This is a genomic window from Labilithrix sp. (assembly GCA_019637155.1).
Lineage (GTDB): Bacteria > Myxococcota_A > Polyangia > Polyangiales > Polyangiaceae > Labilithrix.
In genome coordinates this window covers 212,234-226,805 of sequence record JAHBWE010000015.1, presented here as the reverse complement: position 1 = coordinate 226,805, position 14,572 = coordinate 212,234, and the positions used below count along the sequence as shown (strand labels likewise).

At 69.7% G+C, this 14,572-nt stretch carries 13 protein-coding genes; 8 read left to right on the top strand and 5 right to left on the bottom strand.

Annotated elements, in window-relative coordinates; genetic code table 11:
• The first annotated feature begins 5 nt into the window (after nt 1-5).
• From KF837_30315 to KF837_30285, 7 genes are all read left to right on the top strand, one after another.
• Nucleotides 6-1,478, top strand: a complete 1,473-nt coding sequence (locus KF837_30315; GenBank protein MBX3231657.1) for an ATP-binding cassette domain-containing protein — start codon at nt 6-8, stop codon at nt 1,476-1,478.
• Complete coding sequence (locus KF837_30310) at nt 1,475-2,533, top strand: ABC transporter permease (protein MBX3231656.1); 1,059 nt, start codon at nt 1,475-1,477, stop codon at nt 2,531-2,533. Before KF837_30315 ends, KF837_30310 begins: the two co-directional genes overlap by 4 nt.
• Complete coding sequence (locus KF837_30305; GenBank protein MBX3231655.1) at nt 2,530-3,435, top strand: ABC transporter permease; 906 nt, start codon at nt 2,530-2,532, stop codon at nt 3,433-3,435. The genes KF837_30310 and KF837_30305 overlap by 4 nt, the downstream gene beginning before the upstream one ends.
• 80 nt (nt 3,436-3,515) lie before the next feature.
• Nucleotides 3,516-4,331 carry a class I SAM-dependent methyltransferase gene (locus tag KF837_30300; GenBank protein ID MBX3231654.1) on the top strand — a complete coding sequence of 272 codons (816 nt, stop codon included), beginning with the start codon at nt 3,516-3,518 and terminating at the stop codon, nt 4,329-4,331.
• 2 nt (nt 4,332-4,333) lie between these two features.
• Nucleotides 4,334-4,984: a class I SAM-dependent methyltransferase gene (locus KF837_30295; protein ID MBX3231653.1), complete on the top strand. Its 651-nt coding sequence runs from the start codon at nt 4,334-4,336 to the stop codon at nt 4,982-4,984.
• Nucleotides 4,981-7,221 (top strand): hypothetical protein, encoded by a 2,241-nt coding sequence (locus KF837_30290; GenBank protein MBX3231652.1) that lies wholly within the window; start codon nt 4,981-4,983, stop codon nt 7,219-7,221. Before KF837_30295 ends, KF837_30290 begins: the two co-directional genes overlap by 4 nt.
• Nucleotides 7,222-7,790: 569 nt before the next feature.
• Nucleotides 7,791-9,344: a sulfatase-like hydrolase/transferase gene (locus KF837_30285; GenBank protein ID MBX3231651.1), complete on the top strand. Its 1,554-nt coding sequence runs from the start codon at nt 7,791-7,793 to the stop codon at nt 9,342-9,344.
• Here the strand turns inward: KF837_30285 and hutI are convergent, their stop codons facing one another.
• Entirely contained in the window at nt 9,345-10,598 is a 1,254-nt protein-coding gene (hutI, locus tag KF837_30280) for an imidazolonepropionase (protein ID MBX3231650.1), read from the bottom strand.
• Complete coding sequence (gene nagZ, locus KF837_30275; GenBank protein MBX3231649.1) at nt 10,595-11,656, bottom strand: beta-N-acetylhexosaminidase; 1,062 nt, start codon at nt 11,654-11,656, stop codon at nt 10,595-10,597. Before nagZ ends, hutI begins: the two co-directional genes overlap by 4 nt.
• Nucleotides 11,657-11,676: 20 nt before the next feature.
• Here nagZ and KF837_30270 point away from each other — a divergent pair, with 20 nt between their 5' ends.
• Nucleotides 11,677-12,657, top strand: coding sequence for a CAP domain-containing protein (locus tag KF837_30270; GenBank protein MBX3231648.1), 981 nt, complete (start codon nt 11,677-11,679; stop codon nt 12,655-12,657).
• Between the two features lies 1 nt (nt 12,658).
• Here the strand turns inward: KF837_30270 and KF837_30265 are convergent, their stop codons facing one another.
• From KF837_30265 to KF837_30255, 3 genes are read right to left on the bottom strand one after another with little or no spacing between them, the layout of a single operon-like run.
• A complete protein-coding gene (locus tag KF837_30265) occupies nt 12,659-13,543 on the bottom strand; it encodes a hypothetical protein (protein MBX3231647.1) in 885 nt (294 codons plus the stop codon).
• A complete protein-coding gene (locus KF837_30260) occupies nt 13,540-14,016 on the bottom strand; it encodes a hypothetical protein (GenBank protein ID MBX3231646.1) in 477 nt (158 codons plus the stop codon). The genes KF837_30265 and KF837_30260 overlap by 4 nt, the downstream gene beginning before the upstream one ends.
• A gap of 3 nt (nt 14,017-14,019) precedes the next feature.
• Nucleotides 14,020-14,565 carry a hypothetical protein gene (locus tag KF837_30255; protein ID MBX3231645.1) on the bottom strand — a complete coding sequence of 182 codons (546 nt, stop codon included), beginning with the start codon at nt 14,563-14,565 and terminating at the stop codon, nt 14,020-14,022.
• Nucleotides 14,566-14,572 lie beyond the last annotated feature (7 nt).

Genomic DNA, 14,572 nt, shown 5'->3' with positions numbered 1-14,572 from the left:
CGCCCGTGGCGGCCAGCTTGCTCGCGGAGGCCCGTGCGGTCGCGAAGACGTTCGGGCAGGTGCGGGCGGTGGTGGACGCGAGCGCGAGCTTTCGCGGCGGCGAAATCCACGCCGTTTGCGGCGAGAACGGGGCGGGGAAGAGCACGCTCCTCAAGCTCGTCGCGGGCATGATCGTCCCCGACGCCGGCGAGGTCCTGATCGGCGGATCGCCGCTCGAGCCGCACACGCCGAAGGGCGCGATCGACCGCGGCGTCGCGATGGTCCTCCAGCACTTCGCGCTCGTGCCCGTCTTCACCGCGCTCGAGAACATCATGCTCGGCGCGGAGCCGGTCCGCAGCGGCGGCGTCCTCGACGTCGCGGCGGCGCGCACGAAGGCGGCCGCGATCGTGAAGGAGCTCGGCGTCGACATCCCGCTCGACACGCCGATCGAGGAGCTTGGCATCGGCGATCGCCAACGGATCGAGATCGCGCGCGCGCTCTACCGCGACGCGAAGCTCGTGATCCTCGACGAGCCCACCGCGGTCCTCACGAAGAGCGAGGTCGCGGCGCTGTACGCGACGCTGCGCCGGCTCGCGGACGGCGGCACCGGCATCGTCGTCGTCACGCACAAGATGGACGAGGTCCGCGCGTACGCCGACGTCGTCACCGTGATGCGCAAAGGCGCCGTCGTCTTCACGCGACCGATCGAGCGCGGCGGCGACGTCGACGACATCACGCGCGCGATCATGGGCGGCGCGGGCGTGAAGGAGCGCACCGACGACGAGGCGCGGGAGCGCAAGGTCGGCGATACGGTCTGCGCGCTCGAGGACGTCACGGTCGCGCGCGGCCTCCGCGGCGCGTCGCTCGAGCTGCGCGCCGGCGAGATCGTCGGCGTCGCCGGCGTGGAGGGGAACGGCCAGAAGGAGCTCGTCGCCGTGCTCGCGGGTGACGTCGTCCCCGACTCCGGTCGCGTCACCGGCGGCCCCTTCGCGATCGTGCGCGAGGACCGGCAGTCCGAAGGGCTCGTCCTCGACGCCACGCTCCGCGACAACATCGTGCTCGGCGAGCTCGAACGTTTCTCGTCGTGGGGCTTCCTCCGCGGCGCCGCGCTCGAGGCCGAGGCCGCCGACCGCCTCGCGCGTTCGGGCGCGCCGAACGATCTCGATCGCACCGCGCGCACGCTCTCGGGCGGGAACCAGCAGAAGATCGTGGTGACACGCGCGCTCGCGCGATCGGCGAAGGCGGTCATCGCCTCGCAGCCGACGCGCGGCGTCGACCTCGCGGCCGCGAGCGAGATCCACGCGCGCTTCCGCGACGCGGCGAGCGCCGGCGCGGGCGTCCTCGTCATCAGCGCCGATCTCGACGAGCTCCGCGCCCTCTCCGATCGCATCCTCGTCCTCGTCCGCGGGAGCTTCGCGGCGGAGGTGCCGCCGACGACGACCGACGACGAGCTGGGCCGCCTCATGCTCGGCGGCGCGGGCGAGGACGCGCGCGCATGAAGGGCCTTCGCATCGAGCCCGAGCGCGCGGTGCCTCCCGTCGCGGCGCTCGCCGCGGGATGGATCGCGTTCTGCCTCCTCGTGTGGGCGTACGGCGCGTCGCCCGCGTCGATGGCGGCGCTCCTCTTCGAGGGCACGTGGGGCACGAGCTACGGCGCGGGGCAGGTGATCTTCAAGGCGACGCCGCTCCTCTTCACCGGCCTCGCGGTCGATCTCGCGCTTCGCGGCGGCCTCTTCAACATCGGCGCAGAGGGGCAGCTCATGATCGCGAGCCTTGCGGCCGGCCTGGTGGGGAGCTCGCTCCCCGCCGCCACGCCCGCCGTGGTCGCGCTCCCGCTCGTGATCGCGGCGGCGATGGCGGCCGGCGGCTCGTGGGCCTACGTGCCGGCCGTCCTCAAGGGCCGCTTCGGCGCGCACGAGGTCATCTCCACGATCATGATGAACCGCATCGCCGACGGCGTGATCGGCCTCGTCCTCGAGTCCGGCGGCTTCGCGTTGCCGGGCACGGTTCGGACCGCCGACGTCGTGAGCGGCGCGCAGCTCCCGCGCCTCGAGGTGTTCTGGAGCGCGTTCCGCGGCAGCGCCGCGAACGTGACCGCGTTCCTCGCGCTCGTCGCCGCCGGCGCGATGGTCGTCGTGCATCGCCGCACGCGTTTCGGCCGCGAGCTCGGCCTCATCGGCCTCGGCGAGACGGCGATGCGGGCGGAGAAGGTGCCGGTGCGCCGCCGCCTCGAGCAAGCGCTCGTGCTCTCGGGCGCGATCGCGGGCGCGGGATGCCTCGGCACAGTGCTCGGCTACAAGGCCTACTTCGAGCAAGGCCTCGGCGCGGGCGCGGGCTTTGGTGGACTCGCGGTAGCCTTGCTCGGTCGTGGCAGCGCGGTCGGCCTCGTGCTCGCGGCGCTCCTCTTCGGAACGCTCCAGCAGGGCGGCCTCGCGCTCAACGCCCACGTCCCGAAGGAGCTGATGGACGTCCTCCAGGGCGTCGTCATCTGCGCGGTCGCGCTCGCGGACACGAAGCTCCGCGCCGCCGTGCTCGCGCGCGTGAGGCCGGCATGAGCGCGCTCGACGTCATCGTCAGCGGCACGATGCTCGCGCAGACGATCCGCATGACGATCCCGTACGCCTGCGCGAGCCTCGGCGGCGTCCTCGGCGAGAGGAGCGGCATCGTCAACATCGGCCTCGAGGGGATCCTGCTGTCCGCGGCGCTCGCGGCGGTCGCGGTGAACGGCGCGACGGGCAGCGGCGCGCTCGGCATCGCCGCCGGCGTCGCGTGCGGCGCGGCGATCGGGCTCGGCCACGCCGCCTTGGTCGTGAAGGGCCGCATCGACGCGATCGTGAGCGGCCTGGCGATCAACCTCGCGGCGGCGGGCGGCACGCGCGTCGTGCTCCGCGCGCTCTACGACTCGAGCTCGAACTCGCCGACGATCCCCGGCGTCCGCATCGGCGGCGGCCTCTTCGTGCGCACGCTCTTCGATCCGTTCGTGCTCCTCACGGTCGCGGCCTGCGGCGTCGCGGCGTGGATGCTCGCGCGGACGCGCCTCGGCCTGCGTCTCCGCGCATGCGGCGAGGATCCCGCCGCCGCGCAGGCGGTCGGCGTCGACGTCGCGAAGACGCGGATGCTCGCCGTCGCGCTCGGCGGCGCCGCATGCGGCCTCGGCGGCGCCGCGCTCGCCTTCGAGCTGCACCAGTTCCAGTCGGGCATGACCGGCGGCCGCGGCTTCATCGCGCTCGCCGCCGTCATCGTCGCCGGCTGGCGCCCCTGGCGCGCCCTCGCCGCCTGCGCCGCGTTCGCGACCCTCGACGCCCTCCAGATCGTCCTCCAGAACCAGACACGCGTGCCGTCGCAGCTCTTCGGCATCTTGCCCTTCGCCGCGACGCTTGTAGCGCTCGCGGTAGTGAGCCGCCGCAAAGGCACCGGCGTGCGGCCACCCGCGGGGATCGGCAAGCATCCCGTGTAGAGCTTCGCGATCTCAGCCGCTTTCGACTGCGCGAGATCCTTGCAGGTCGCCCGCCTCGCGGGTCATGCTCAGTGCTCAGCATGACGTCGGAATGGCCGATCGATCCGCGCGACTTCTCGGCCTACTACTCGTTCGCACCGGCCGCGCTCGCTATCCGCGAATGCGTCCGGCTTCGGGCCGTACGCGAGATCGCTCTCGCCGAACCTCTGCTCGACGTGGGGTGTGGGGATGGCCTGTTCGCACGCCTTGCGTATCCACAGAAGCAAGCCTGGGGGATCGACATCAACCCCAGCGAGGTTCAGCGCGCCCAGCGCACCGCCGCTTATCAAACCCTCATCTGTGGGAACATCGTTGGGGTTCATTTGCCGACCTCGTTCTTCGGAAGCGCGATCGCAAACTGCAGCCTCGAGCACGTCCCCGATATTCACGGCGCCCTCGTCAATATCTGCGGCGCGCTCAAGCCTGCAGGTCAGCTCGTGCTCATAGTGCCGACGCCCGATTGGACCTACCATCTCGCGATTCCGGAGGCGCTTCGAGCCGCTGGCTTGACGGGGCTGGCCCAGGCCTACGGTGACGCACTCGATCGCGTGTTTTCACACGTTCATCTCTACGACGCTGCTGGATGGCGCGAGCGCCTTTACCGGGCGGGCTTCGACGTCGACGAAGTGCGCCCGATCGCGATGCGTCCCACGTCATGGGCCTTCGATCTGATGCTGTATCCGAGCTTGCTCGGCTGGGTCACGAGACAGCTCACCGGACGGTGGATCGCGCTCCCTGCGCTTCGCCCTCTGACGGTCGACCTCTCACGCGCGATCGTGAACGCGATCGGCCGAATGGCTCCCGACGCGGACAGCCCTGCCGAGTACTTGATCGTAGCGCATAAGCGCGGTGGCTAAGGATGCGGGCCGCTGCTGACTACTTCTCGAACCATCGAAGACGCGAGCGTCTTCCGTGGTCGCTCTACCACCGGCCGCTCACGCGCCGCATCGCTCGCGTCATCGCGGAACATGGTGCTAGCCCGCGCGTCCTCATCGTCGGCTGCGGTCTCGAGACCGAGATCGTCGGTGCACCGCCCTCGACACGCTGGTTCGGCTGCGACATCGACGACCGTGCCATACGCGAGTGCAAAGAAGCGCGGCTTGAGCGCGCCGCGAGCTTCGCGGTGTGTCCGGGCCCCTACGAGCTTCCGCGCGGGGGTGAGTTCGATGTCCCGTTCGATGTCGTCATCGCGAAGGAGGTGATCGAGCACACGCTCGAGCCGATCCGATGGGCGCGCACACTCAGCGCGCGCCTCTGTCCCGGAGGATCGCTCGTCCTCACAACGCCGAACTATGGCCGGTTTTCCACGCTGCCATTGCTCGAAGCGACGGCCCTCGAGTGGCTCGCGCGCCGTGACGGATTCTCGCGCCGCGACATCCACCCCACGAAGTTTGACAAAGCGCGGCTCGAGCGGCTCGCTCTCGGCGAGTCGATGTCTCTCATCTCCGTCGAACGGAGCTTTCTTAGCTGGTCCCTGCTCGGGATCTGGCGTCGCCGCGGGCCACCATGATCGTCCTCACGCTGATCGCCGCTGTGCTCGTCATTCGCTTGGCCGTGATGCGTACGCGAACAACTACAGCGCCTTCGTCGTCATCGCGCCGCGCATGGATGATGGCCGCCGTCGCCGTGGTCCTCGCTCTCTCTCCGTTTCTCGTCGACGCTGCACTCCTGGCAGGGCCACGTTCGCGCCTCCTCGTTGACACGAGCTCGCACCTCGCTATCGCCCAGGACATCGCACGTGCTGGCCTGCCTCACGGCTGGATCCCGACGTACAACGGGGGGTTCCCGTTCGCGCTCCACTATCCTCCGCTCCCCTGGCTCGTAACCGCGGTGCTCCTTCGAATTGGCGTGCACCCCGTGGTCGCTGTCAAAGGACTCGGCCTCGCAGCATTCCTCGCAGCTCCTATCCTCATCCTCCTTGCGGGACATCTCTCGAGGATTCGCGCCTTCTCCGCCGCCGCCGCCGCGATCTCTAGCGTGTGGGTGGCTCCGTACACACAGTTCACCGGCGGCTGGGAGCCGTTCTTCGCTATCGGGCTGCTCTCGCAGGTGCTCGTTGTTCCCATTGCCGTTGCTTGGGTGGCGACGCTGACGCGGCGTTGGCGGTTCGAGCTAGCTCCACTTCTCGCGGGTTTGTGCGCTGCGACGCACCCTCAGGTCTTCACCGTGATGGCGCCCGTGCTCGTCGCCGGAGCCGTCGCAACATGGCAACGCCCCGTCGTTGGTAGAGCCTTACGTTCGGTTCTTGGAGGCGGCCTTGTCGCGGCTGCTCTCTATCTGCCCGGGATCGCCTCGATGGAGGTTCCCTTCGGATGGCCGCCAAACCTGACGTGGCGGCACGTCGGCTTCGGCGCGTCGAGGATGTTCGACTCGATCGTCGATGGCGATCTTCTTGACTACAAGCACACGCCCGTCGTCGGGGCCATGTGGGGTGCAGCTACCGTCGTCCTCGTGCTTCGCTGGAAGTTGCCGCGGTCTCGCGCCTTGCTCACGGCGTCGTGCGTCACCCTTGCCATGGCGAGCATCGGACCTGCACTCGCATCGACCGGCGCGTTCGGTTCCGCTCTGCTCTCCATTTTTCAGCCGATGCGTGCGCTCGCTCTGATCCCGCTGATTGCTGCCGCATCGATTGCGGTGGCACTTGATGAGCTCGCGGCGTGGATCGTCGCGTTGACCGAGCACATTGCACCGCGAGCGCGTGAGCTCGTCCGAGCGGCACTTCCCTCCCTGCTCATCGTCGGGGCTTGTCTGACGCTACCGACACGCGTGGAGAGACTGCACCGTCATGCGGTCGAGCTTTCGCGGGACCGCATGCCGGACGGATGTGCCCCGCTCCTCGAGTACCTCGACACGAGCGCAGTCGAGCGCTGGCTGTCGTCGGCGCCTTACGGGCGGACCGCCTTCGAGAGCTCAGCGCTTCACGCGTGCGCGGCAAGCCACGGCGCGGTGCTTCCGCATAGCGGTGCGCTCGCATCGAGCTACGGCGCGGGGGCACACGTCGGTGTCAATCTCGTCGCCTTCGACTCGGTCGACCCCGAATTTCCCATGAGCGCAGGCCGCGCCGAGAGCCTCGGCATTCGGTCGCTCGTACATACGCCTGCGCGGCGCCCTGGACCGGCGACCGCATGGGAGTTGGTCGAAGCGTCCGGTGGCCTCCAGCTCTCGCGTCGCCTCGGAGGAACAGACTTCGTCGGCGTTGCCTGCGTCCGCGAAGCCCTTCGCGGCAGAGAGAAGGACCTCTCGGCGGAGCTCCACTCGATGTTCGCGGCGTACCGGGAGGGGGCGCGTCTCCTCGATGATCCCCGCGAGCTCGTAGTGCTCGAGTCGGAGAACATCCCGCTCGCACGTGAGGCGCTTCCCGCGGACGGGTGCGACGCAAACTTGGCCAAGGTTCTCGAGGAACCGCGCGAACCGGGAGCCTTTGAAGCCGAGATCGAGACCTCGACCCCGGTCGATGTCGTCTTTCGAGCAACTGCGTACAGGGGCTGGGAGGTGCGCGAACGGCACCAGCTCTTGCCGACACGCCGCGTCGCTCCGGGATTCTTCTCCGTGAGAGTCGCTCCTGGCCGGCATCGGCTCGAGGCATCCGCTCGCATGCCGCGCGGCTACGGCGTCGGACTTGGCTTCGCCACTGGAGCGCTGCTTATTCTCGTGCTCCTTGGAGACGAGCGCGGGCGGAAGTATATCCAATCGGTCGGGGAAAGCCTTCGAACTTGGTGTCGATGGGATCGACACCGTGGCAGCTAGTGCACGCTTCGACGTGGTAGAGTACGTGTGTGCCGATGCTCGACGCCGAAGGCGCGAGGGCGCTTCGCGCGAGCGGATCGAGGACGCTCGTACTCGTGCTCTCGTTGACGGCGTTCGAGCTCGCCGTCCGAACGGCCGTCGGTGCCGCGCGCTTCGCCGGTGCGGAGGACGCGCTTTTCGACGTTGGCGCGCACTTCGGCCGCGTTGCCGCACTCGCTCCGGTCTTTCTCATTGTCGATCTCGTCCTCACCGCCGTCGCGCGCACGAAGTACGGCGCGCGCGTTTCGTCGTTTCTCGTCCGTCTCGCGGCGCATGCGACGCATCCGCCGTGCGTCCTTCGCGTCCTCCTTCTCGCCGCGGTCGCGCTTCCGCTCGTCGCGCTCACGGCGGGCAAGCGCACCCAGCTTCCCTGGCACGCTGGAGCGCTCGGTGCCGCTGCGATCGCGTTCGTGGCGCTCGTGGTCGATATCACGCTTGCGGCCCGTAAGTCGTGGACCCTCCGCGGCACGGTCCATCCGGCCGGAGCGCTCTTGTGGGCGCTTGCGGGAGGCCTGCTCGCGACTTGCGTCGTGCCGCTGCTCGCTCCTCGCGCCACCGCGTTCTCGGCCGCGCTCGCGTTCGTGCTCGTGCGCGCCACCGTTGACTTCCCTCGCGGTCCGTTACGAGGTCGCAGCGTCGCGCTCGGCTACGTCATCGCGTCCGCGTTCGTCGCGTTGAACGCGTGGAAGCCCGAGCTCTCGCGCTTCGAGAGCCAGGTCGCGCCGTTCGCGCCGCTGGGAAAGGCGCTCCTCGTCGCCGTCACCGACCTCGATGGTGACGGCGCCTCGCGCGCGTTCGGCCTCGACTGCGACGACATCGATCCGTCCGTCGCCCCGCACGCAACTGACATCCCCGACGATGGCGTCGATCAGAACTGCCGCGGAGGAGACGCAAGAATCACGCTCGCGATGCGCCGTTTCGCACCCGGCGGCATCCACGTGCCCGATGCCGCGCGCTCGCCGCGCAAGAGGAGGCCGTCGGTCTTCTTCGTCACGATCGACGCGTGGCGTGCGGATGCATTCGGTCGCGAGCTCTTCCCGCGTACATCGGCGTGGGCCGATCGTTGCGTGCATTTCTCGAACGCACGAGCGACCGCGTCGTACACCGCGCCGTCGCTCGTCGCGCTTCACACCGGTGTCTTCGCGCGTCACCTCCTCGACGACGCGGGAGGTTGGCAGATCGCGCTCGCGGCTCCGGAGCGTGGCATCATATCGCGCCCGCCGACGCTCGCGGCGTCGCTCGCGGTCGTGGGGCGGTACCGGACGGCAGTCGTGTTCCCGCCGTTCCACTCGCAGAACTTCTCGTTCCTCACCGGCTACGTCGAGGGCGGCACGCTACCGGACACCAACGACACGGTCTTCCCGCTCGCGGAGACGGCCTTCGAGACTGCGCGCGCCGAGATCGCGCGTGCGGAGCGCGGTTCGCTCCACCTCCGCATCCATCTTATGGATCTCCACACGCCGTACCGCGGCGGTGCCGGGCGGCGCGGCTACCTTCGCAGTGCGCTCTCTCTCGACGAACCGCTCGCCGCGTTTCTCTCGTCGCTTCCCGCCGATGCCGTCGTTGTGCTCACGGCCGACCACGGCGAAGCGTTCGGCGAGCATGGGGCCATAGGTCACGGTCACACGCTCTTCGACGAAGAGCTGCGCGTTCCGCTGGTCCTTTGCGCGCCGGAGGACGACGTCGGCCCTCCGCGGACTATCGAGACAGCGGTCTCTCTCGTCGACGTTACGCCGACGCTGATGGACCTCGCCGGTGTGCAAGTGCCGTACCGCCGTCACGGCGAGAGCCTCGTTCCGCTGCTCCGCGGCGGCACCCGCCGCGCGAGCTGGGTCTTCGCGGAGAACGGCGACAAAGACGCGCATCAACTCGCGGTTGTCGACGGCTGCGACAAGCTCGTGGAGGACGGGCGCGCGGGCTATCGCGTGCTCTTCGACGTCTGCGCAGATCCGGAGGAGCGCCGCGATCTCGCACGCGCCGAGCCCGCGCGGGCGGAGCGCATGCAGCATCTCCTCGCCGAGATCGTCGACCTCGATCTCGACGCGATCCGATCGTGGCGCGTTGGACGAAGACTGGTCGAATAGCTATGCGCGCGTGGTGCTGCCGCCGATCGGGCGGCCGTTGCGGAGCACGAGGTGCGTCTTCGCCGCGCCCCATGGCTGCAAGATCGCGTGCTCGTGGGGGAGGTCCCACACGACGATGTCCGGTCGTGCGCCCGGGGCGAGCGAGCCGCGGGGGCGGCCCGCGCTGCTCGAGTGGAGCCCGAGCGACATCGCCGCTGCGCGCGTCGCGCCGAGGATCGCCTCCGCCGGCGTGAGGCCGTAGGTCGCGATCGCGAGTCCCATCGCGAGGGGGAGGCTCTCGCTCGGCGCGGTCCCGGGGTTCGCGTCGCTCGCGATCGCCATCGTGACGCCGGCCTTGCGCAGCGCCTCGATCGGCGGTGGCTCCTGCCGGAGCGTGAAGCTCGCGATCGGCAGGAGCGTCGCGACGACGCCGGCCTTCGCGAGCGCGGCGATGCCGCCGGGGCTGACGTGCTCGAGGTGATCGACCGACTTCGCTCCGACCTCGATCGCGAGCTCGACGCCGCCGACGTCCGCGAACTGCCCGACGTGGAGGCGCACGCCGAGGCCTTTGCGCCGCGCGCTCTCGCAGACGATGCGCGCCTCATCGGCGGTGAACGCGTTGTCATCGACGTAGGCATCGACGAAGTGCGCGAGCCGCTGCTCCGCGACCTCTTGCACGAGCGCTGTCCCGGCGCGGAGCACGTAGTGGTCGCGGTTCGCGCGGGCCATCTCGGGCAGCGCGTGGAGGGCGAGGTACGTCGCGGCGACGGAAGGCAGCGAAGCATCGGCGCGCGCCTTCGCGATCGCGCGGAGCTGCTTCAGCTCGTACTCCGGCTCGAGGCCGTAGCCGCTCTTCACCTCCACCGTCGTGACGCCGAGGTCCGCCATGCGGCGGAGGCGCGCGGTGAGCTCCTCGGCGATCGCGTCTTCGCTCGCCTTCGCGACGGCGCGGTACGTCGCGAGGATGCCGCCGCCGCCCTCGGCGATCTTCCGGTAGTCGCCGCCCGCCATGCGCGTCACGTACTCGTTGTGACGAGACCCGACCCACGCCGCGTGCGTGTGCGCGTCGATCAGGCCGGGCGTGACGACGCGGTCGCCGTAGTCGATGACCTCGACCTTGTCTTTGACCGACGCGCGCGGCCCGATCCAGCTAATCGAGTGATCGTCGTAGAGGATCGCGCCGTCCTCCACCACCGCGAGCGGGTTGTCCGGCGTCGCGTTGCGGGGATCGCACGTGACGATGCGCTTCGCGGAGATGCCGACGGTGCCGCTCATCCGAGCTCCGTCGCGATCGCGCGCGAGGCGGCGAAGACCGCGTCGAGCTCGCGCTCCTCGACCGGCCGGGGCTGGAGCTTCTTGCGCATCGCCGTCATCCGCGCCGCCGCTTCCTCGCAGCGCGCGCGGAACGCCGGCGACGTTTCGGCCTCGCGCACGAGCGCGGCGTGAGCCTCGGCCGCCATGTCGGCGCGGGAGCACACGAGGACGGCGTCGCAGCCGGCGCCGACGGCGCGCACCGCCGCTTCTCCGGCGGGGATCGCGATCGCCTTCATCTCGAGGTCGTCCGAGAAGAGGACGCCGTCGAAGCCCAGCCCGCGCCGGACGAGATCGGTGCAAACTGCACGCGACAGCGTGGCGGGGACGTCGGGGTCGAGCGCGGGGAACACGACGTGGGCGGTCATCATCGAATGCACGTCGGGATGACGCGCGAGCGCGCGGAACGGCGCGAGCTCGATCGCGTCGAGGCCCGCCCGATCGCGCTCGACGCGAGGGAGCGCGAGATGCGAGTCCACGGTGGTGTCGCCGTGCCCGGGGAAGTGCTTGAGGCAGGAGAGGATTTGGCCTCGAGCGAGCCCCTCGGCCCACGCTCCCGCGAACCGCGTCACGACCTCGGCGGTCGAGCCGAACGCGCGGTCGCCGATGATCGGGTTCTCGGGACGCGTGTGGATGTCCGCGACCGGCGCGAAGCTCATCGTGATGCCGAGCGCGGCGAGCTCCTTCGCCTGCGCCTCCGCGAGCCGCCGGGCGAACGCGACGTCCCCGCGGTCCCCGATGCGGCGCATCGGCGGGAGCGCGAGGGCAGGGGAGCCAATCCGAACGACGCGCCCGCCCTCCTGATCGATCGCGACGAGCGCGTCCTCTCCCGCGGCCTCACGGATCGACCGCGTCAGCGCGACGAGGCGGCCGAGCTCACCCTGCACGACGTTGCGCTTGAACAGCACGACGCCGCCACGCTCGCCGCTCCTCAGCGAGGTGGCTTCCGCGGCCGCAAGCTCGACGCCGCCGATGCCGACGACGACGAGCTGTCCACACAGCACGGCGAGGGAGCGTGCCATCGAGTATGGTCTATCACGCCGTGCGCTCCGCCGTCCTCGTCCTCCTCACCGCCTGCGCGGGAAGCGCGCCTTCTGCGCCGGCTCCGGTTCCTGCTCCGCCGCCGGCGCCTGCCCCCGTTGCTTCGAAGTCGGCGGAGCCTTCGCCGCCGCAGGCGGCCGCGCCGACGAAACCGCTCACGATCCCGGAGGCGCGGCGCTACATGCTGACGCTCATCAACCGCGATCGTGCGACCGCAGGCCTCGCGCCGGTGGAGCTCGACGAAGGCGCGCCGACGCTCGCCGGTCAGGCGCACGCCGAAGACATGGTGCGTCTCGGCTATCTCGGCCACTGGGGCAGCGACGGCTCGGTGCCGGAGCAGCGTCACACGGAGGCCGGGGGCGCGGACATGGTGCTCGAGAACGCGCTGTGCTTCACCGACGAGCAGAAGCGCGATGTCGATCCGAAGGCGCTCATCGCACCCGCCGAGATCGAGCGCGCCGAGGCGCTCTACTTCAACGAGGTCCCGCCGAACGACGGCCATCGCAGGAACATCCTCAAGGCGTCACACTCGCGCGTGGGCATCGGCGTCGCGCAGTCGAAGGAGACGGCGAAGGAGCTCGCGGTCCCATGTTTCACGCAGGAGTTCGTCGACGGCTACGGCACGTACACGCCGCTCCCGAAGACGGCGAAGGTCGGCGCGACGATCCACGTCGAGGCCAACCTCAAGCCCGGCGTGCGCCCGACCGGCGTCGGCCTCGCGCGCGTCGCGCTTCCGAAGCCACTCTCTGCGAGCGAGCTCAACAAGCGGCGCAGCTACCCCGTCCCGAAGCCGTACCAGGTGTACTGGGGCCCCGGCTTCGTCACGCCGATCCAGGCGAAGATCAACGGCACCAACATCGCGATCGACGTCCCGCTCGACGACAAGAAGCAGCCCGGCCTCTACGAGGTGAGCGTCTGGGCGAAGCTCCCAGGCTCGGAGGAGCAGACGATGGTGGGGCTGCGTACGATCGTTGTCGATTGACTTACTGCTCGATGTCGGTCCACGCGGCGGGGCAGTCGTTGCGGGTCGAGCCAGTGCCTGCACAGCGGAGCGGAGCGCGATGTGGCCCGAGGAGCAATGCCGTGCCGCGAGACAGGAACGGGAACTTCCCACGCCACTCCTGTTCCACGGCGTCGACGGTGGATTCTGCTTCGACTTTGGCCTGGAGGCGCTCGAGGTGGCCCTTGATCTGCCGCCGCGTCTCGGGATCGTTGGCGAGCGCGTAGCTTCTCTGGAGATGCGCGATGGCGGCCTTCTGCTCGCCCGCTTTCCGGAGGATGGTGGCGGCAGCGAGCGAGCGATCCGAGTCCGCTCCGAGCTCCACTGCGCGCATGATCGCGAGCGCACCATCCTTTCGCCATTGCTCGATCTCGGCTTTGTCCGTCAGATATGAGGGCGCGAGGAACGCGACGTACTGGCCGTAGTGCAGCCAGATCTTGTGGTCGTAGGGCCGTTCCTGCAGCCCGCGTTCGAGGTAGCGGCGCGCGAGCCGAGCGTCCTTCTCTTCGCCCGGAACGAACTGGAACAACAAGAGCGTGTCGACGAACTCGTAGAGGGAGCGGAAGTCCGGCTCGAGCGCGATGATCCCGTCGATGTAGCTGGGCAGCGACTCGAAGCGACGCTTCTCCTGCATGTGGATGCCCTGCTCGACGAGCACCTTGACCCAGAGGTAGTCGACGGCGGCGCTTCGATATCCGAGCACGAGCCGCTTCAGATGCCCGGGCGGGGGGAGTGGCTCGATGTCGACCTGCAACGTTCGCGCGGTATGGGCGTGCTTGGCGAGCGTGCCCTGCTGCGTGAGGCCGATGCCGGCGGCGGCGCACACGGCGACCGCGACCGCGACGAGCTCGCCCGCCGTTACCTTCATTCGAGCTCGCTTTCGACATAGAGGCCCGGCTCGATCGCGAGCGGCTCGCCCGGCTTCGCCTTGCCGCGCATCTCGAAAGTGCTGAGGACGCCATCGCCGTCGAGGTCGCCGTGTGCGTGCGCGACGAATCCGTCGGCATGCGCGTCGAAGGCATACGCGTACGCGATTGGCACGCCGTCGGGGGCGGGCTGGAAAGAGAGCGCCTTCCACGTGGGGTGCTCCCAGATCTCCGCCGGGTACGCCTGCTTCGCTCCTCGCGGCGGCGCCTCCGGCGTCATCGGCGCGCTCGCGGGCAGCTCGTGATGGACCTCGACGTATGAGATCGTCTGGGTCGACATGCGTTGCAGCGCGTCGATGGGCTCGCTGAAACGCGAAGCGTGGAGCTCGCGCGCGAAGGTCGGGACCGCGATCGCGGCGATGGTGCCGGCGAGCGAGAGCGCGATTGCGAGCTCGATCGGAGTGAACCGGCGCACCGCTCACTCCTCCGGATCGGTGCGTTCCATCTCCTTCGCGACCTGCGCGGAGAGCGTCTCGTCGGGGACGACGGCGAGGCCGTAGTGCGAGCGCGTCCCGTCCCCGTCGAGATCGCCCTCGGCCACGACGAGCGCCCGCGCCGTCGTGCCGGCCCCGGTCGCGGTGAACGAGTACTGGTAGCACTGCGGCTGGACGATGGAGAACTTGAGCTCTTTCCAAGGGCTTACGGCCCAGTCGGAGGCGTTGCTCTGGTAGCGCTTCCCACGGACGTTGAGCGGGTCCTCCGGGACGGGTGCGCGCGAGCTCGGCGGAAAGTGCCGCATCGCGTGGACCGCGTTGGGCGTCGCTCCGCTCGGCTGGTTGGCGTCGGAGCGGTTGTAGAACTCCGCCGTCTCGCTGGCGAGGCGCTTCACGGACTCCTGCGCCTCAGTGGTCTTGCCGTGGCGGACGTAACGGGCAACGCCATACATCGCCACCGCCGCGAGGATCGCGGCGAGCGCGAAGAAATTCATCAGCTCGATCGCGGAAAACCCGCGCTGCCTCGTCACGACCGTC